General features: G+C 66.8%; 18 protein-coding genes. 14 read left to right on the forward strand and 4 right to left on the reverse strand.

All coding sequences use genetic code 11. From position 1 onward, the window contains the following. Positions 1-108 precede the first annotated feature (108 nt). A complete protein-coding gene (locus tag KV697_RS08340; protein WP_219020888.1) occupies positions 109-1,332 on the forward strand; it encodes a hypothetical protein in 1,224 nt (407 codons plus the stop codon). Positions 1,333-1,445: 113 nt separating this feature from the next. On the opposite strand, the gene KV697_RS08345 is transcribed toward KV697_RS08340, so the two are convergent. Both KV697_RS08345 and KV697_RS08350 read right to left on the reverse strand, forming a co-directional pair. Then, positions 1,446-2,219, reverse strand: coding sequence for a metallophosphoesterase family protein (locus tag KV697_RS08345; protein ID WP_219020889.1), 774 nt, complete (start codon positions 2,217-2,219; stop codon positions 1,446-1,448). Between the two features lie 28 nt (positions 2,220-2,247). Continuing rightward, a complete protein-coding gene (locus tag KV697_RS08350; RefSeq protein ID WP_219020890.1) occupies positions 2,248-3,336 on the reverse strand; it encodes a catalase family protein in 1,089 nt (362 codons plus the stop codon). Positions 3,337-3,525: 189 nt separating this feature from the next. Between KV697_RS08350 and KV697_RS08355 the strand changes: the two genes are divergently transcribed. From KV697_RS08355 to KV697_RS08390, 8 genes are all read left to right on the forward strand, one after another. Beyond that, on the forward strand, positions 3,526-4,554 hold the full coding sequence (locus KV697_RS08355) for a quinone-dependent dihydroorotate dehydrogenase (RefSeq protein WP_219020891.1): 1,029 nt from the start codon (positions 3,526-3,528) through the stop codon (positions 4,552-4,554). Between the two features lie 67 nt (positions 4,555-4,621). After that, on the forward strand, positions 4,622-6,355 hold the full coding sequence (gene ggt / locus KV697_RS08360; RefSeq protein WP_219021309.1) for a gamma-glutamyltransferase: 1,734 nt from the start codon (positions 4,622-4,624) through the stop codon (positions 6,353-6,355). A 61-nt stretch (positions 6,356-6,416) separates the two neighbouring features. Further along, positions 6,417-8,204 (forward strand): AMP-dependent synthetase/ligase, encoded by a 1,788-nt coding sequence (locus KV697_RS08365; protein WP_219020892.1) that lies wholly within the window; start codon positions 6,417-6,419, stop codon positions 8,202-8,204. Between the two features lie 201 nt (positions 8,205-8,405). After that, the gene (locus KV697_RS08370) at positions 8,406-8,642 is read left to right on the forward strand and encodes a helix-turn-helix transcriptional regulator (protein WP_219020893.1); all 237 of its coding nucleotides are present in this window, start codon (positions 8,406-8,408) and stop codon (positions 8,640-8,642) included. Next, complete coding sequence (locus tag KV697_RS08375) at positions 8,642-9,151, forward strand: hypothetical protein (protein ID WP_219020894.1); 510 nt, start codon at positions 8,642-8,644, stop codon at positions 9,149-9,151. The genes KV697_RS08370 and KV697_RS08375 overlap by 1 nt, the downstream gene beginning before the upstream one ends. 33 nt (positions 9,152-9,184) lie before the next feature. Further along, positions 9,185-9,670 carry a hypothetical protein gene (locus KV697_RS08380; protein ID WP_219020895.1) on the forward strand — a complete coding sequence of 162 codons (486 nt, stop codon included), beginning with the start codon at positions 9,185-9,187 and terminating at the stop codon, positions 9,668-9,670. Further along, on the forward strand, positions 9,667-10,155 hold the full coding sequence (locus tag KV697_RS08385; protein WP_219020896.1) for a hypothetical protein: 489 nt from the start codon (positions 9,667-9,669) through the stop codon (positions 10,153-10,155). Before KV697_RS08380 ends, KV697_RS08385 begins: the two co-directional genes overlap by 4 nt. Then, a complete protein-coding gene (locus tag KV697_RS08390) occupies positions 10,152-10,661 on the forward strand; it encodes a hypothetical protein (RefSeq protein ID WP_219020897.1) in 510 nt (169 codons plus the stop codon). Before KV697_RS08385 ends, KV697_RS08390 begins: the two co-directional genes overlap by 4 nt. Positions 10,662-10,824: 163 nt before the next feature. On the opposite strand, the gene KV697_RS08395 is transcribed toward KV697_RS08390, so the two are convergent. Continuing rightward, positions 10,825-12,348, reverse strand: a complete 1,524-nt coding sequence (locus tag KV697_RS08395; protein ID WP_219020898.1) for a fumarate hydratase — start codon at positions 12,346-12,348, stop codon at positions 10,825-10,827. 115 nt (positions 12,349-12,463) lie between these two features. On the opposite strand from KV697_RS08395, the gene KV697_RS08400 reads away from it, so the two are divergent. The 4 genes from KV697_RS08400 to KV697_RS08415 all read left to right on the forward strand — a co-directional run bounded on the left by KV697_RS08400 (position 12,464) and on the right by KV697_RS08415 (position 18,448). Further along, positions 12,464-15,121 carry a putative bifunctional diguanylate cyclase/phosphodiesterase gene (locus KV697_RS08400; RefSeq protein ID WP_257575740.1) on the forward strand — a complete coding sequence of 886 codons (2,658 nt, stop codon included), beginning with the start codon at positions 12,464-12,466 and terminating at the stop codon, positions 15,119-15,121. A gap of 57 nt (positions 15,122-15,178) precedes the next feature. After that, positions 15,179-15,661, forward strand: coding sequence for a DUF3429 domain-containing protein (locus KV697_RS08405; protein ID WP_219020899.1), 483 nt, complete (start codon positions 15,179-15,181; stop codon positions 15,659-15,661). A gap of 361 nt (positions 15,662-16,022) precedes the next feature. Continuing rightward, entirely contained in the window at positions 16,023-17,945 is a 1,923-nt protein-coding gene (locus tag KV697_RS08410) for a ribonucleoside-diphosphate reductase subunit alpha (protein ID WP_219021311.1), read from the forward strand. Positions 17,946-18,019: 74 nt separating this feature from the next. Further along, positions 18,020-18,448: an endonuclease domain-containing protein gene (locus KV697_RS08415; protein ID WP_219020900.1), complete on the forward strand. Its 429-nt coding sequence runs from the start codon at positions 18,020-18,022 to the stop codon at positions 18,446-18,448. Between the two features lie 71 nt (positions 18,449-18,519). On the opposite strand, the gene KV697_RS08420 is transcribed toward KV697_RS08415, so the two are convergent. Then, entirely contained in the window at positions 18,520-18,771 is a 252-nt protein-coding gene (locus KV697_RS08420; RefSeq protein WP_219020901.1) for a DUF2171 domain-containing protein, read from the reverse strand. A 56-nt stretch (positions 18,772-18,827) separates the two neighbouring features. Between KV697_RS08420 and KV697_RS08425 the strand changes: the two genes are divergently transcribed. Then, entirely contained in the window at positions 18,828-19,025 is a 198-nt protein-coding gene (locus KV697_RS08425; protein WP_219020902.1) for a hypothetical protein, read from the forward strand. The last annotated feature ends 34 nt before the right edge of the window (positions 19,026-19,059 follow it).

Below are 19,059 nucleotides of genomic sequence, written 5' to 3' on the forward strand. Positions count from 1 at the left end.
TTACACTATGGGGTTGCATCATCCGGGCCTACCGGGCACGGCTGATGCGGCCGGGTCTGGAACCCGGACGGCGGTTGAAGATTGTAGTTACCACGAGGAATGCATTTCATGACATCGTCCGGGCCGCGCCGCGCCGCGCGCCTTCTTGCCCTGACGCTGGTGCCGGTGCTTGCCCCGCTGCCCGCCGCTGCCGTCCCGTTCCAGACCACGTCGCAGGACAATGACGCCGCGCGCGCAGGCACCGGCGGGCTGGACGGGTTCAGCCTGACCCCGCGCCTTTCGACTCCGCAGACCAATCCGACCACGGTGCCGACCCCGCCGCCGCCGCGCATTGTCCTGCCCAACCAATCTGCGGCCCAGGCCGCTCCGGCCGCGACCCCGACGCCGCGCGCCACCCCGACGCCCCGGCCGACCCCGCGTCCCACGCCGACACCGACGCCGAGCCCGACCCCGGTCGAGACGCCCGCACCAGCGCCCTCGCCCGAGCCGCCCGCCACCCGCCTGCCCGACCGCGCGGCGGAACCCGCCGGCAGCACCACGCCCGGCGTCGACGGCGTGACCATCGCCAACGACCAGGCCCCTGCCATCGCCGCACCGGGTACCGCCGCCCCCGAGCAGGGTGAGACGGATCGCGGCCTGCCCTTCTGGCCGATGCTGATCGGCACCGGCCTTGCCGCGCTTGCCATCGGTATCTGGCTGGGTCGGCGCAGCCGCAAGATTCCGGCCCTCCCGGCCCCCGCCCCGCGCGCCGCCGCCGATCCGGTTGAACTGCCGCCCCCGCCGATGCCCGACGCGGCGCCGCGCGCACCGGCCACGCCGCCGCAAGCCCCCGCCCCGGCCATGCCGCCCGAGCCGAGCTTCCTGGCGGTCGAGGCGCGGCCGGTGCGCGTCGGCCTCAACATGCTGACTGCGACGATCGAGGCCGAGGTAACGGTGCATAATAGCGGTGCCACGCCGATCGGCCGGGTCGCGGTCGACCTGCGGCTGCTCAGCGCCCATGCCGGGCTGGACGCCCAGCTGATCGAGCTGGCGCATCAGCCGCAGGGTCGCCCGATCGTCCCGGCCTTTGCGTTGGCGCCCGGCGAAAGCCGCACCGTGCGCGGCGTCACCGCCCTTCCGCGCGAGGCGATCCATGTGATTGACGCGGCGGGCCGCCCGATGTTCGTGCCGATCCTGGCCGCCGCCGCCCATACCGACTGGGGCGTCGCCCGCTGCGCCTATGCGGTCGGGCTGGAGCGCACGGATTCGAGCAAGCTGTCGCCGATCTGGCTCGACCAGCCGGGGCGGATGTACGACCAAGTCGCCGCTCGGCCGCATGTGATGCGGGGGTGATCGCTTCGGGCGAGGTCGGGGGGTGGGCTTCGACTTCGCTCAGCCTGAACGGCTGTTTGTATAAGAACGATTCCCAACCTCCGTTCAGGCTGAGCGTAGTCGAAGCCCACGCCCTAACCCGCCCGCATGTCCTCGGTAATCACATGCGGTGCGGTTTCGCCGAAGCTGCGGACCAGCGTCTCGAAGCCCAGCCCCTCGACACGCAGCTCGTTGAACGCGGGCGGCGTCTTGCGGGTGCGCTTGGACAGGGTGCCCGCGCCGATCATGCGGATGATCCGGCCATCGCGGTCGATCGGCACGTCAAACGGATCGTGGACATGGCCCGACAGCACCGCATGCGCCCCCGCCGCCGCCAGCTGGGTCAGCGCCGCATCGCCGTTGCGGGTCTTGGCGGTGCCCTTGGTCGGCCCCTCGATCAGCGGATGGTGCGCGGCGACCAGGATCAGATGATCTTTGGGCGCCTCCTCGATCAGCGCCAGCGCGCGGCGGAGCGAACCGCTGCTCACCCGCCCCTTGGACCAGTTCCATCGCCACTGGGCGCGCGCGGTGGTCTTGAGCGGCACCACGGTCACGCCGGGGAGGTCGAGCGGCTTCTCGATCATCCGCTCGATCGCGGCATAGCGCTGATAGGGGGCGAACAGCCGCCGGAACGGGTCCCAATAATAGGGGATGTCGTGATTGCCGACCTCGACCGTCACCGGCACGCCCAGCGATTGCAACCACGCGCTGCCCGCCTGGAATTCGCGCTTGGTCGCGCGCATGGTCAGGTCGCCGGTCATGATAACCGCATGCGGCTTTTCCGCCGCGACCCGCTCGGCGAACCAGGCGAGCGCGGCAGGGTCCTCGGCACCGAAATGCACGTCGCTGACATGAAATAGGCGGATCATGCCGCCTGTCCTAGCCCGTCCGCCGCCGTCACGGCAACTCGGCCATGGCACGCGGCTCATGCATGGGGCAGCCATTCACCCGGCCGCGATAGTCGGCCGAGAAACGATAGGTGTCCTTGCGCGCCCGGTTGATATTGCCCAGCGGCCGGTGCGCGGCCAGCCCGTGCCAGATGCTGTAGGACAGCGCATCGTCGATCGCGTTGGTCTGGCCGTCCTGCCAGCTGATCTGCGGCTCGGCGGTGAAGGTCGCGACGGTGATGTACGGGCTGTCCTCCTCGCTCCATTCGGCAGTCGCATCCTCGATCGGCATGGCATCGAGGTCGCGGTTGAGCTGGACGCGCAATTCCCATTCGCCGCCCTGCTCGATCATTACCTCGCGCACCACTTCGCGAAGGGCATCGGGGCGATCGTGCGTATTCACCGTATCGCCGGTCAACTGGGTCAGCGCGGGGCTGACAGGGAACAGGCCGAACTTGGCGATATGGTCGCCGTAGCGGAACGGCGTCTGGCTGTAATAGGTCTCGCCCAGCGGGTGCACCTGCTTGGCCCCGCCCAGCGTCTGGAGCGTCGCGCTCTCCATGCCGACCGTCTCCAGCGTCGCCTCGATCCCGCGCAATATGCCCGACAGAAGCTTCTTGCCGCCCTCGAATTTGTCGGTGGTGGAGGCCAGCATCTTCAAATTCTTGGCGAAGGCATCCGCCGTCGGCGCGGTGAACACCGGCGCATTGGCCATGACGAAGTCCTGCGTCGCATCGCCCTCCGAACCCGGCAGCCGCTCGCCCTCGACACCGATCACCTTCAGCGCGAGCCCGCGCGGCAGGCCGATGGCGTCATCCAAGATGTCGCCCGGATTGGTCGAGATGCGCGCCACCGCGTCATACTCGCCCGGTTTGGCGAACAGCCCCTGCGCCAGCTCGGGCGGGAGGTTGTCGTGAACCTTCAGCTTGCCCCGGATGATGCCATGCGCCTTGGCATGGACGGCGCGGACGCCGTGACCATAGTCCTTCGACGTGGTGTCGAGGATGTGCTCGAACGACTGCTTCATCTGGTCGACGGTTTCGCCTTCTTCAGGCTTCACGTCTTCGACCTGGGGGGTGAATGCGACGGGGGTCTTCATCGGGGCTCTCCCTGTAGGTCCCCACCAACCCATGTTGGGTAATAGCGTTCCTTGTGATGACTGACGCGGCGATGGCGCATGCGCTTCGATCTTGCCGCTCCCCTCCCGCCTGCGGGAGGGGAGCAAGAAGGAGAAGGCGTAACAACCGCCTTCTTCCCCCTCCCCCCGCAATCCGCTAACCGGGCCGACATGGCCTTTTATCACCCGCTCCTCTTCGCGCTCGATGCCGAACGCGCCCATGGTCTGACGGTGGCGATGCTGTCGCGTTGGGGCGCACTGGGCGCGCCGATGGGGGCCGATCCGGCGCGCTATCCGCGCCTGGCGACCAAGGTGGCGGGGATCGACTTCGCCAATCCGCTGGGGCTGGCGGCCGGCGTCGACAAGAATGGCGAGGCGATCGACGGCTTTTTCGGCCTGGGCTTCGGCATGGTCGAGATCGGCACGCTGACCCCGAAACCCCAGCCCGGCAATCCCAAGCCCCGCCTGTTCCGGCTGGTCGAGGACCAGGGCGTGGTCAACCGCTATGGCTTCAACAATGGCGGGCTGGACGCGGGACTGGCACGGGCGAAGGCCGCCAAGCGCAAGGGCGTGCTGGGCATCAATGTCGGCGCGAACAAGGACGCCGCCGACCGTATCGCCGATTATCGCCACGGCGTGACGCAGGCCGCGCCGATCGCCGATTACGTCACGATCAACATCTCCAGCCCCAACACGCCTGGCCTGCGTGACCTGCAGCACGGGGCCGCGCTGGCCGAACTGCTGGCGGCCTCGCGTGAAGCGGCGGGCGCGGTGCCGCTGTTCCTGAAGGTCGCCCCCGATCTCGACCCCGCCCAGATCGACGAGATCGCGCGCGCCGCGATCGACAACCGGCTGGATGCGATCATCATCGGCAACACCACCATCACCCGGCCGGACGTGAAGAGCCCCGATGCCGCCGAGACCGGCGGGCTGTCGGGCCGTCCGCTCGCCCCGCTCGCCCGCGCGCGGCTCGCCGATTTCCGCAAGGCTACCGGGGCGGCGATGACCCTGATCGCGGCGGGCGGGATCGACTCCGGCGCGGAGGCCTATGCCCGCATCCGGGCCGGGGCCAGCCTGGTCCAGCTGTATTCGGCACTGGTCTATAAGGGCCCCGGCCTCGCCGCGCGCATCCTGACCGATCTCGATGCGCTGCTGGCCCGCGACGGGTTCGCCAGCGTAAGCGAGGCCGTCGGCGCCTGACGTTACGGCTTGGCGTAGGGAGAGCCTTGCCGCTAGGGTTGGCCGCATGAAGCACTGGCTCCTCTCCATGGCGGCGCTGACGCTGCCGTTCGCCGCGCCCGCCGAAGCACGCCAGCCCGCCAAGGCCCCCGCTAAGGCCCCCGCCGAAGGGATGGTCAGCGCTGCCGACCCCCGCGCCGCCGCCGCCGGGGTCGAGATATTGCGGGCGGGCGGCAGCGCGACCGACGCCGCCATCGCGACGATGCTGGCGTTGAATGTGGTCGAGCCGCAAAGCTCCGGCATCGGCGGCGGCAGCTATTGGGTGCGCCATGACGCGCGCGGCACCAACACCATCGACGCGCGGGAAACCGCGCCGATGGCCGCGACGCCCGACTGGTTCTACGGCCCCGATGGCCGCCCGCTCAGTCATGCCGATGCCGTCCCCGGCGGACGCAGCGTCGGCGTGCCCGGCGCATTGCGCGGCATGGCGCTGGCCCATGCCCAGGGCGGCAAGCTGCCCTGGGCGCGGCTGTTCCAGCCCGCCATCCGGCTGGCGCGAGACGGTTTCCAGCTGACCCCACGCCTCCAGACCGCGCTGACCCGCTATGGCGGCCATGTCGATGCCGCCACCCGCGCGCGGTTGACCGGCGCGGACGGACAGGTCCTCCCGCTGGGCAGCGTCATCCGCAACCCCGAACAGGCCGCACTGCTGGAACGCATCGCCAAGCTCGGCCCCGACTTTTTCTATATCGGGCCACAGGCGCAGAAGCTGGTCACGACCGTCAATACCGCGCAGCGCAATCCGTCGAAAATGACGACCGGCGACCTGGCCTCCTACGCCGCCAAGCCGCGACCGCCGCTCTGCGCGACCTATCGCGGTTATCGGATTTGCAGCATGGGGCCGTCCTCGGGCGGCGGTTCGACGATGCTGTCGATCCTGAAGCTGCTCGAACGCTTCGACATGGGCAGACTGGGCAAGGATTCTCCGCAAGCCTGGCATCTGTTCGCCGAAGCCTCACGCCTGGCCTATGCCGACCGCGACATGTATCTGGGCGATCCCGATTATGTCCGCGTACCGCTGAAAGGGTTGTTCGACCCGGCCTATATCGCCAGCCGCTCCGCGCTGATCGCGCCCGACCGCACCATGGCGTCGGTGTCGCCCGGTACGCCGCCCGGTGCCCCGCCTCGTGTCCGCGCGCCGATCAGCGAGGTGCCCGGCACCACCGATCTCGTCACCGTCGACGCCGCCGGTAACGTCGCCGAGGTGACCACCACCGTCGAGGGTTCGTTCGGCTCGGGCCTGTCGGTCGACGGCACGATGCTGAACAACGAGCTGACCGATTTCGACATCGTGCCGGTCAAGGGCGGTGATCTGGTCGCCAACCGGGTCGAGGGCGGCAAACGCCCGCGCAGTTCCATGTCGCCGACCATCGTCTATGGCCCCGACGGCAAGGTCCGCCTGGCGGTCGGCGCGGCGGGCGGATCGACCATCATCGCCCAGGTCGCCAAGGCGATCATCGGCGTCATCGACTGGAAGCTGAGCGCGCAGGATGCGATCGCGCAAGGACTGCTCTTCGCGCCGTACAAGGTCGCGACGGTCGAACAGGGCACTTCGCTCGAAGCGCTCGTCCCCGGCCTGCAAGCCTTGGGCGAGACGGTGGTCGTCGCGCCGATGGGGCTGAAGGCCAATGCCATCGAGCGGGCCGGTGGCCGCTGGGTCGGTGCCGCCGATCCGCGCAGCGAGGGCGCGGCGATCGACGTGACCGGCCGGACGACCGCGATCCGACGCGTCGGCGATAAGCCGGGTCGTCCGGCGGAATAAGATAAACCAAGAGCCCGGTCGCGCGTTACCCCGTGCGATACGGGCCGGTGGGAGAGGCACCATGCGTACGCTCGAATATTTTCCCAATCTCGTGACCATGTTCTTCACGCGCGCCGCCGAGAAGGGGGATGCGCCCTTTCTCTGGCGCAAGGAAGGCGGCGCCTGGCGCTCGATCAGCTGGGCCGAAACCGCGCGTCAGGTCGCCAGCCTGTCGGCGGGGTTGAAGGCCACCGGGCTGCAACGCGGCGACCGGGTGATGCTGGTGTCGGAGAACCGCCCCGAATGGTGCATCGCCGACCTTGCCATCATGGCGGCGGGCGGCGTCACCGTGCCGACCTACACCACCAATACCGAGCGCGACCATGCGCATATCATCGAGAATTCGGGCGCGCGCGCGATCATCGTCTCGACCCAGAAGCTGGCGACGACGCTGATGCCCGCCGCGCTGCGCTCCAACCATGTCCAGACGGTGATCGGGATCGAGCCGCTGAAGCTGGGGCCGAGCCAGATCGAGTGCCGCCAGTACAATGCGATGATCGCCGAGCATCCCGCCGATCCCGTCGTGGTTGCGGCCCAGGCCGATTTCACCCGCGAGGACCTGGCCTGCATCATCTATACTTCGGGCACCGGCGGCGCGCCACGCGGCGTGATGCAGCATCACGGCGCTATCCTGCACAATTGCGCCGGATGCAGCGCGGTGATCGCCGAGGATTTCGGCTGGGACGACGAGGTGTTCCTGTCTTTCCTCCCCCTCTCCCACGCCTATGAACATACCGGGGGGCAGCATTTCCCCATCTCGCTGGGCGGACAGATCTATTATGCGGAAGGGCTCGACAAGCTCGCCGCCAATATCGAGGAGGTGCGCCCGACGATCATGTTCGTCGTGCCCCGCCTGTTCGAGGTGCTGCACACCCGCATCGCCAAGGCGATCGAGAAGAAGGGCGGGCTGGGCGCACGGCTGCTCGACCAAGCGCTGGTGCTGGGGGCCAAGAGCTATGACGGCCGCTTGCGGCTGATTGATCGCCCTGCGCAACTGGCGGTCAACACGCTGTTCAAGCCCAAGATCGCCAGGAAGTTCGGCGGCCGGTTGAAGGCGATGGTGTCGGGCGGCGCGCCGCTGAACCCCGAGATCGGGCTGTTCTTCCACTCGATCGGCCTCACCTTGCTGCAAGGCTATGGCCAGACCGAGGCCGCGCCGGTCATCGCCTGCAACCGGCCCAAGGCCGGCGTGCGGATGGACACGGTCGGCCCGCCGCTCGACAATACCGAGGTGCGGATCGCCGAGGATGGCGAGATCCTGGTGCGCGGCGAACTGGTCATGCACGGTTACTGGCGCAACCCGACCGAGACCGAACGGGTGCTGAAGGACGGCTGGCTGCACACGGGCGACATCGGCGAGATCGACGCGGCGGGTCGCCTGCGCATCACCGACCGCAAGAAGGACCTGATCATCAACGACAAGGGCGAGAATGTCGCCCCCCAGAAGGTCGAGGGTATGCTGACCCTGCAACCCGAGATCGGCCAGGCGATGATCGCGGGCGACCGGCGGCCCTATATGGTCGCGCTGATCGTGCCCGACGCGGAATGGACCGCCGAATGGTGCGCCAGGTCGGGCACGGGGTGCAACCGCGCCGCGCTGGACGACGATCTCGATTTCCGCGGCGCCATCTCGGCCGCGATCGACCGGGTGAACCGCGATCTGTCGGTGACCGAGCGTATCCGCCGCTTCATCATCGCCGACGAACCCTTCGCGATCGAGAACCAGCAGCTGACGCCGTCCCTCAAGATCCGCCGCCACGTCCTGCGCGAAGTTTACGGCGAGCGACTGGACTCGCTTTACAAGAATTGATCCCCTTTCCTCTCCTGCGAGGGGAGGTGGCAGGCCGAAAGCCTGACGGAGAGTTGTCCCTCCTCTCGATAGCGGGACACCCCTCCACCATGCTGCGCATGGTCCCCCTCCCCTTGCAGGGGAGGAATGACCTGCTACGCGCTATTCGCTCCTTCAAAACGAATCGTTGTGTAAACACAACAAGGCATATAGCCTACCTATATGCACAACCGCATCGCCCTGTTCCGGAACGACCGCAACGTATCGCGGCGTGAGCTGGCGGAAGCGGTCGGGGTCAATCCGCAGACCATCGGCTATCTCGAACGCGGCGACTATAAGCCCAGCCTCGAACTCGGCCTGAAGATCGCCGCCTATTTCGACGCGCCGGTCGAGCTGGTCTTCTCCCTCACCCCCTTCCCATCGCTCACCGACGCGCTGCGCAGAGATGGAGACGCCTGATGGGCCATGACAGCCGCCGCTGGACCGGCCGCTACGCGCCGGGGGAAAGGCCGCCGGAGTTTGCTGGGGACCGCCCTTACCGCAGCCGCCATTTGCGATGGTGGCTGCTGGTCGCGGTCATCGGCAGCGTCGCCCTGGGCATCGCGCAACTTTGGCTGCCGGTTGGCCATGGCGGCCTGCCTATCAGTTGGTTCGTCGCGACCGCCACGATGAGTCTTCCCTCAGGGCGTTCCCCGTTCGCCAAGGGAAGCTGGTCGCTCGGGGATTATGACGAGTTCGAACGCGCCGCTCTGATGCGTGCGACGCTGCGTGCCTATTGGGTCGTCACCCTGCTCGGCGCAGGCGCATTGGGATGGTGCGCGATCGCCAGCGCCAATGGCTTACCAATGCCGCATCGCTGGGGCAACTGGGCGGTCTGGGCGCTCGCACTCGCCGCCATCGCAAGCAACTTGCCCGCCTTGTTCGCCGAATTCGCCATCCCCTTCCCCGACAAGGAGGACCTTGCATGAGCCGCGACCGACATATCCGCAGGGAGAGCCCCCATGCGCTATGATGCCCGCTTCGAAGTCGTGGAGCCGCCCGCCCCCGTAATCCGGCGGCGCAAATGGGTCCGCTGGGCGCTCGCTTTCGGGATGATCTGGCCGGTCGCCGTCGCACTTGCCGTTACCGTGGCGGGGAAGGAACCCGACGGGCTGTTGTTGGCGCTGACGTCCCTCAACATCACCAACGCCTTCGGCCTGTCGCCATTCGCCCGCACGCCGCTGTTCCTTCCGGGACGCGGCCGATATGACGAGTTCGAGGCGGCGGCTTTGGGCATTGCCACCGCACGCGCCCATGCGGCGATCGCGGCATTTTTGATCGCGCTCACCCTGGCCGCCGCCTGGGCGAGCCAAGCGGGTGCGCCGGTCGTGCTCGGCGCGCGATCCTGGCTGCTCTGGGCCATGGTGCTGGCGTCGCTGTTCACGACGCTGCCCGCGCTGCTGGCCGAAATCGCCATTCCCTTTCCTGAACAGGAGTGCAACGCATGAGCGGCTATCGCGATGGCTATGATATCCACAAGTGGGGCGCCAACGAGATGGAGCGGCGGCGCCGCCGCTACTGGGTGCGGTGGGCGATGGCGGGATCGACGGTGGTCGCGCTATCCATGGCCGCCTTCCACGGGACAAACGATCATCCATCGCCGTTTCTCGCCTTCCTGCCGGGCCTTTTCATGTCGATGTCCCCGTTTGCACGGGATAGCTGGGCCACCGACCGGGGCCAGGGTGTTTACGACGAATTCGAACAGGCCGCACTGCTGCGGGCCACTGCGCGGGCCTTTGCGGCCTATATCGGTCTGGTCGCCGTGTTGATCAGTTGGATGATCACCGCGCCCGGCCTTGGATACCCGGTGCCAACCCGGCCGATGCAATGGACCAGCTGGCTCGTCACTCTGCTGGTCGTCGGTGTCAGCCTGCCCGCCACCTTCGCCGAATTCATGGTCCCCATGCCCGATGCGGAGGACGAGACGCTGTGACGAACCAACGGCTTTTCGAACGGCTCGATGCGATGGTTCGCTGGACCGGCGTGCCCGCGCTGACCGAGCAGCCGCCGCGCCGCCGTCCGCTGCGCTGGCCAGCGACGCTTGCGCTGGTGCTGGCCTTTGGCGGTTACGGCTTTTCGGTCGCCAATGGCATGCGCTTTCCGGCCGCATCGCTGGGCTATGGCACCGAGATGATCGGCTTTGCGATCGGCTGTTTCGTGCAGATTTGGGGGCCGCTCAAGCCCTTTGGCGGCATGGAAAAGGCCGACGAATGGGACCGGGTGATTCGGTCGCGGGCCTATTTGGTGACGTTCGCTGTCTTCGCGGTGACGACTATGACCGCTCTGGTATTGCTGATGGGCGCGACCGCGTTCGACTATCCCCGGGGGGCGCTGATGCAAGTCGGTACCCAGACGCTGTTTCTGCTCTTCGCGATCCTCAACGCGGGGCCGACCGCCCATGCCAGCTGGGCGGTGCGGTGGCAGAAGGAGGAGGAGTAAGCCTCTCCCTGCCCACGTTCAGCCTCAGTGAAAGCCAAGCGATGACATCGCGATACCATGACCTTGCCTGAGCGGCTCCGAAACCTCGGGTTTCCCTTGGCCTTCGACTTCGCTCAGGCTGAACGGAAGGGGGGTACATAGTCCCCCCTCCGTTCGCGCCGGATCACGCCGGGGTCAGCAGACCTTCCTTCGCGATCTTATCCCGCCACACCAGCGGGGCCAGGGTGTGGACGTTCTGGCCCTCGGAATCGACCGCGACGGTGACGGGGAAATTCTCCACGTCGAACTCGTAGATCGCCTCCATGCCCAGATCCTCGAAACCGACGACCTTCGATCCCTTGATCGCACGGGCGACCAGATAGGCCGCACCGCCGACCGCCATCAGATAGGCGGACTGGTATTCGCGGATCGCGTCGGTGGCGGCGGGACCACGCTCGGCCTTGCCGACCATCGCCAGCAGGCCCTGGTCGAGCATCATGCGGGTGAACTTGTCCATGCGGGTCGCGGTGGTGGGACCGGCGGGGCCGACCACTTCCTCGCCGACCGGATCGACCGGGCCGACATAATAGATCACCCGGCCCTTGAACTCGACCGGCAGTTCCTCGCCGCGATCGAGCATGTCCTTGATCCGCTTGTGCGCGGCGTCGCGGCCGGTCAGCATCTTGCCGTTCAGGAGCAGCCGGTCGCCATGCTTCCAGCTCTTCACCTCGTCCGCCGTCAGCGCGTCGAGGTCGACACGCTTTGCCGTCTGCAGGTCCGGTTTCCAGTCGACCTTGGGCCATTCCTCCAGCTTGGGCGCTTCCAGATAGACCGGGCCGGAGCCGTCCAGCGTGAAGTGCGCGTGGCGGGTCGCGGCGCAGTTGGGGATCATGGCGACGGGCTTGGACGCGGCATGGGTCGGCCAGTCGAGGATCTTGACGTCGAGGATGGTGGACAGGCCGCCCAGCCCCTGCGCGCCAATGCCCAGCGCATTGACCTTGTCGAACAGCTCGATGCGCAGCGCCTCGATATCGTTGCGCGGACCGCGCTCCTTCAGCTGGCCCATATCGATCGCGCCCATCAGCGATTCCTTGGCGAGCAGGACCGCCTTTTCCGCCGTGCCGCCGATGCCGATGCCCAGCATGCCGGGCGGGCACCAGCCCGCCCCCATTTGCGGCACCATTTCCAACACCCAGTCGACGATCGAGTCGGACGGGTTCATCATCTTGAACTTCGACTTGTTCTCCGAGCCGCCACCCTTGGCCGCGACGTCGACCGTCACCGTGTTGCCCGGCACCATCTCGACATGCAGGACCGAGGGGGTGTTGTCCTTGGTGTTGCGGCGGGTGAAGGCCGGGTCGGCGAGGATCGAGGCGCGCAGCTTGTTCTCGGGGTGGAGATAGGCGCGGCGCACGCCCTCATCGACGACCTCCTGGAGCGAGCGGTCGCCCGACAGGCGGCAATCCTGGCCCCATTTCACAAAGACCGTGACGATGCCGGTGTCCTGGCAGATCGGGCGATGCCCCTCCGCGCACATCCGGCTGTTGGTCAGGATCTGCGCGATGGCATCCTTGGCCGCCGGGCTCTTCTCGGCCTCATAGGCCTTACCCAGGGCGCGGATATAATCCATCGGGTGATAATAGCTGATGAACTGGAGCGCGTCGGCCACGCTCTCGATCAGGTCGGTGTCGCGGATGAGGGTCGTCATGCACCCGTCCTTAGCGAAAGCGGCAGGGCTGGCGCAATGGATGCGGCCGACTTCAAGCAATCTTAACCTCAGTTACCCTAGGGTTGATCCGACCAACTGGAAACCCCCGCACCGCATGTCGCCCGCCCCCTCCACGAACCTGTCCTTCCTGGCCCTGATGGGGCTGGTCGAGGATAATGACGAGCTGCTGGTCTCGCTGCACCTGGGGCGGTTGAAGACGCTGTGCCGCACCTGGCCGCTGGCGATCCTGCAGAATATCGTCGCCGTAGCAACGATCCTGGCGATCGACGCCTTGGCCGAGCCATCCCGTCATTTCTTCGACAAGGCAGTGGCGGGCGGCCTGATGGTAGCGGCCACGCTGGCGTTCGGATTCGTGCTGTGGCGCGGCGTATCGCACCAATGGCCCTTCTATCGACTGAAACAGTGGCTGAGCGGCATGGGCCTGGTCGTCGCGCTCGCCACCGGGCCGATGCTGCTGATCGTGGCGAACGCGCATCACGGCGCCGGCGGATGGGCGGCGGCGCTGACGCTGGCCTGTACGATGTGGGCGACGGCCTCGATGCTGAACGCGGTGCGCGGCGCGCTGCTGGGCTATTCCTTCGGCTTCGCGTTTCTGGCCCCGGTCACCGCGCTCGCCTGGGGCGTGTCGATCCTGCCGGTGCTGGCAGCGGTCGTCCCGCCGCTGCTCTTCTTGGTACTGAAGGCGCGGACGGTCGGGCGGATCGATTATGACGGCGCCCGCGACCGCGCGCATGCCTTCGGCCAGGGGCAGCAGGCGGTGAAGATGATCGCCGAGTTCGAGGAGCATGGCACCGGCTGGTTCTGGGAAACCGATCGGCACGGGCGGCTGACCTATCTGTCGGACAAGGTGTCACGCGACCTGGCGGCCTCCGGCATCGACAGCCGGGGACAGTTGCTGACCGAGCTGTTCCAGATGGACCCCTCCGCGCCCGGTACCGAGCGGACCCTGTCCTTCCACATGGCGTCGCGCACCAGCTTTTCCGACTATACGGTCTGCGCGGTGGTGGCGGACGGCACCGTGTCCGAGCGCTGGTGGTCGATCTCCGGCCGCCCGATCCTGGACAGCATCGGCCGGTTTCGCGGCTTTATCGGTTCCGGCTCGGACCTGACCGAGAAGCGCCGGTCGGAGGCCGAGATCACCCGCTTGGCGCTGTTCGACAGCCTGACCGGGCTGGCCAATCGCCAGCGCATGACGCTGTCGCTCGACAAGACGTTGCAACAGTCGGTCAACCCCTGGCGCCCCACCGCGCTGTTCCTGATGGACCTGGACCGGTTCAAGGCGGTCAATGACACGCTGGGCCATCAGGCGGGCGACCTGCTGCTGCAACAAGTCGCACGGCGGCTGGAGCGGGTGGTCGGCGATGTCGGGCTGGTCGGGCGGTTGGGCGGCGACGAGTTCCAGATCCTGCTACCCGGCATCGACGCGCGCAACCGGCTGGCCGCGCTGGCCGACGGGATCATCGCGGCGCTCTCGCGCCCCTATGACATCCAGGGCAACGAGGTGACGATCGGCTGTTCGATCGGCATCGCCATCGCACCGCATGACGGCGAGGATTCGCAGACGCTGATCCGCAATGCCGATCTGGGCCTGTACGCCGCCAAGGGCGACGGACGCGGCGTCCACCGTTTCTATGCCGAAGCAATGCTGGAAGGCGCGCGCAACCGCAAGCGGATGGAGGAGGACCTGCGCCTCGCCCTGACACAGGGTCAGCTGCGCCTCGTCTATCAGCCGATCGTGTCGACCCGCGACGCGATGATCGTCGGCTATGAGGCGTTGCTGCGCTGGCACCATCCGGAACAGGGCAACATCCCGCCGTCGCAGTTCATTCCGGTCGCCGAGGATTGCGGCCTGATCGAACAGATCGGCGAATGGGTGATGCGTACCGCCTGCGTAGAGGCGGCGGGCTGGCCCCAGGCGGCGCGCGTCGCGGTCAACGTCTCGTCGATCCAGTTCGCCAAGCCGCATCTGACCGCGCTGGTCGCGCAAGCGCTGGCCGATTCGGGGCTCCCGGCGTCACGATTGGAGCTGGAGATCACCGAGAGCGTCTTCCTGAACGACAATCAGGAATCGCATCGCCAGTTCGCGGCGTTGAAGGCACTGGGCATCCGGCTGGCGCTCGACGATTTCGGCACCGGTTATTCCTCACTCGGCTATCTGCGTCACGCGCCGTTCGACAAGATCAAGATCGACCAGTCCTTCGTGCGCGGCGCGGGTCACACGGGCAGTCGCAATGCCGCGATCATCCGCGCGATCGTAACTATGGCCGACACGCTGGGCATGGAGACGACCGCCGAGGGGGTGGAGATCCAGGACGAGATCGAGATGATCCGCAGCCTGGGATGCAGCCATATCCAGGGCTTCGTCTATGGCAAGCCGATGGAGGCCGTCGACGTGCCCCAGTCGATGCTCGAACATGACGGCCATGCCGAGCCGGTCGGCCTGAAATCGCTACGCCCTCCGCGCGTGAAGACCTTGCGCGCGGCCCAGATCCTGTCGCACGATGCGACGATCGACGTGCGTATCCGCGACATCTCGACGGCGGGCGTCATGATCGAGGGCCTGCCCCCCGCCTATGTCGTCGGCGGGGCGGCGGTCGGCATCCGGATCGGCGGTGATGCACCGATCCGCTGCTATATCCGCTGGGAGCGTGAGGGGCGGGTCGGCCTGGCCTTCGCCACGCCGCTGCCCGCAGATCATCCGTGGCTGGACCATGGCCACGACGATGAGCCATCGCAGCGCCGATCGGCCTGATCTAGCCCGGCGGGCGGTTCGGGGGATAGGAACGCCTCACCGCACGTTCGCGCCGTCATGACCTTCCCCCACCCGACCCCGGCCCCCAGCCCCGCCCCGACGCCGGAAGGGGCCTCGCCCCGAATCCCCGCGCTCAGCCTGGTCTTCGGCTATGGGCCGGTTCTGGTCCTGCCGCTCGCCGCGCTGGCCGCCTGGGCCGGCACGCCGCTGGCCCTGCTGATCGGGCAGATATGGGGCGCGGCGATCCTGATCTTCCTGGCCGGCGTCGCGCGGGGCCTGAGCTTCTTCACGCCCGGCGGCACCCATATTTCGCAGATGGCGACGATGATCCTGCGATTCTCGCTGGGATTGCTGGCGCTGATCGCGGGGCCGTCGACCGGCTTCGGGTTGCTTATCCTGGGCTATGCCTCGATCGCGCTGACCGATCCTTGGCTGGCGAGCTGGGGCGGCGCGCCGGGCCATTTCGCACGGCTGCGTCCGCCCCAGATGGCGGTCGCGATCATCGGCCTGATCGCGCTGTTCCTGCTCGCCCCGCGCTGACCTGCCGCCGCAAAAAATATTTTTAGGGACTTGCGCTTCCCGAACCCCGCAGACATCCATGCGTCGCGGCTTTTGGGCGGCCCAGGCGTGCCCGCCATTCGTCGCAACCAACCCCCTCCCCATGCTTTAACCTCTTGCGGTGCCGCTCGGGATTTTCCACTAAGGATTGTGGAAGAGGCCGGGAGCGGCCCCAAGCACTGGTAGGAAGGGGGTCATGCCGCAACGCATGACCGGATGCGGAGGAAGCCCGGAAACCGGGGATTCCGTACCTCCCTCGTCCTGATCGCGACGCGCTTGGCGCGCGGTGCTAAGGGCTGGACGCCGACTCGAACGGAACAAGAACAAAGGAGCGGCATCGGTGATGGATTTCAGGGATAGCCGGGATAGCGACATGACGACTGATATGCTCGAAAAGATGGCGGCGGACACGGCCCAGAACGCGGCCCCCGCGCCGACCCCGGCGGACACCAAGTCGGTGCGCCCGCAACCCTATCCGGTCGAGGTCGACCATGCCCGCGACGCGCGGCTGACCGACTTCGGCAAGGAAACGCTGAACGACCGCTATCTCCTGCCCGGCGAAAGCTATCAGGACCTGTTCGTGCGCGTGGCCTCGGCCTATGCCGACAATGCCGAACATGCCCAGCGGCTCTACGACTATATCTCGAAGCTGTGGTTCATGCCCGCGACGCCCGTCCTGTCGAACGGCGGCACCGGTCGCGGCCTGCCGATCAGCTGCTATCTGAACTCCGTGCCCGACAGCCTGGACGGCATCGTCACCACCTGGAACGAGAATGTCTGGCTCGCCTCGCGCGGCGGCGGCATCGGCACCTATTGGGGCCAGGTGCGCGGCATCGGCGAGCCGGTCGGCCTGAACGGCAAGACCAGCGGCATCATCCCCTTCGTCCGCGTGATGGACTCGCTGACGCTGGCGATCAGCCAGGGCTCGCTGCGTCGCGGTTCGGCCGCCTGCTATCTCGACATCTCACACCCCGAGATCGAGGAGTTCTTGGAAATCCGCAAGCCCAGCGGCGACTTCAACCGCAAGGCGCTGAACCTCCATCACGGCGTCCTGATCCCCGACGCCTTCATGGAAGCGGTCCGCGACGGCGCCGAATGGCAGCTGAAGAGCCCGAAGACCGGCGAGGTCCGCGCGACCGTCGACGCGCGTGCGCTGTTCCAGAAGCTGGTCGAAACCCGTCTGGCGACCGGTGAGCCGTACATCGTCTTCGCCGACCATGTGAACAAGAACATGCCCAAGCATCACCGCGAGCTGGGGCTGAAGGTGTCGACCTCGAACCTGTGTTCGGAAATCACCCTGCCGACGGGTATCGATCACAAGGGCAAGGACCGCACCGCCGTCTGCTGCCTGTCCTCGCTCAACCTGGAAACCTGGGACGAGTGGAAGGACGACAAGCAGTTCATCGAGGACGTGATGCGCTTCCTCGACAATGTCCTGCAGGACTATATCGAGCGGCACGAGCCGGGCATGGAGCGTGCCGCCTATTCGGCTGGTCGCGAGCGCTCGGTCGGCCTGGGCGTGATGGGCTTCCACAGCTTCCTGCAGGCGCGCAACATCCCCTTCGAGGGCGCGATGGCCAAGTCGTGGAACCTGCGGATGTTCAAGCACATCAATGCGCAGGTGAACCAGGCGTCGATGACCCTGGCGGTCGAGCGCGGGCCGTGCCCCGATGCGGCCGATGTCGGCGTGATGGAGCGTTTCAGCTGCAAGATGGCGATCGCGCCGACCGCGTCGATCAGCATCATCTGCGGCGGCACCAGCGCCTGCATCGAGCCGATCCCGGCGAACATCTATACCCACAAGACGCTGTCGGGGTCGTTCTCGGTCAAGAACCCCTATCTCGAAAAGATCCTGATCGCGAAGTCGAAGAATTCGGATGCGGTCTGGAACTCGATCCTCGAACATGGCGGCTCGGTCCAGCATCTCGACTTCCTGAGCCAAGAAGAGAAGGACACGTTCAAGACCTCGTTCGAGATCGACCAACGCTGGCTGCTCGAACTGGCGGGCGACCGTACGCCCTATATCGATCAGGCGCAGTCGCTGAACCTGTTCATCCCGGCGGACGTGGAAAAGTGGGACCTGCTGATGCTCCACTTCCGCGCCTGGGAGCTGGGCATCAAGTCGCTCTATTACCTCCGCTCCAAGTCGGTGCAGCGCGCCGGTTTCGCTGGGAGCGGCGGCGTCGAGGCCGACAACACGATCAGCGCACCGAAGTTCGAAATCGGGGAAACGACCGATTACGACGAGTGCTTGGCGTGTCAGTGAGCGAATTGTGACAGCCTAATCCCTCTCCCTTTGGGAGAGGGAGGGAGCCGCGAAGGCGGCGGAAGGGTGAGGGTGTGCGTCACTACGACAATCATCGCTCCGGCACGGTGCAACGCGCCCGCCAACTCCGCCGCGACGCGTCCGAACCCGAACGTCGCCTGCTCCGCGCACTACGTGAAACCTATCCGCATCTGAAATGGCGTCATCAGGCGCCGCTGGGACCTTTCTTCGCCGACATGCTGTGCTTTGCCGAAAAGCTGGTCATCGAGGTCGACGGCGATACGCACGCCGCCGCAGAAGGCTATGACGCGTCACGCGAAGATTTCATGGAGCGCGAGGGGTATCGGACGGTTCGCGTCAGCAATGCAGACGCGATGCAAAATCTCGAAGGCGTGTTGACCCAAATCTCCTTCTCCCTTGGGGAGAAGGAAGGGGTCCGCGCGGCAAAGCCGCGTGGAAAGGATGAGGGCGGGTTGTCCGCGAAAAAGGGCAGGCCGGCATGAACCGGACCTGCCCTCACCCTTCCGCCGCTACGCGGCTCCCTCCCTCTCCCAAGGGGAGAGGGAGTAATGGCTCACTCGGCCTCTTCGAACTCGTCGACGGCGTTCTGGGCGGTCGCGGACAGTCGGACCGTGTCGCCCTCGACTTCGGCGACCAGGCCGAGCGGCAGGTAATGATGCTTGGCGCCCTGCCCGTCCTGGGTCTGGGGGCTGTCGTTCTTGGTCAGCTTGATGCGATCGCCATCGACGTGATCGACCGTGCCGACATGGACGCCGTCCGCGCCGACGACTTCGGCATGTTCCTTGATCTGGCTGACATCGACCATCTTACGTCTCCTGTGTTGGGTTCGGGTTCGGAACGCGCAACGCTGGAAATGGTCGCATGACGGGGGCGGCGATCATGTACGGCGTTGCCGCCCTGTTAACCGGGATCGGCGCAACGCTGTTGCTGCAACTCCGCACCCCCCGGTCGGAGCAGGGCCGCTACGCCCGACTGATCGCGGGCACCATGTTCGCCATGGGCGGGATCATTCTCGTCGGTTTCGCCACCGCTCTGCGCTCCTGGGCGAGCAGCGGCTGAACCGGCCTTCACCTCTTCACCTTATTTGATTCGT

This window comes from Sphingomonas sanguinis, from assembly GCF_019297835.1.
In the GTDB taxonomy this organism is placed as follows: domain Bacteria; phylum Pseudomonadota; class Alphaproteobacteria; order Sphingomonadales; family Sphingomonadaceae; genus Sphingomonas; species Sphingomonas sanguinis_D.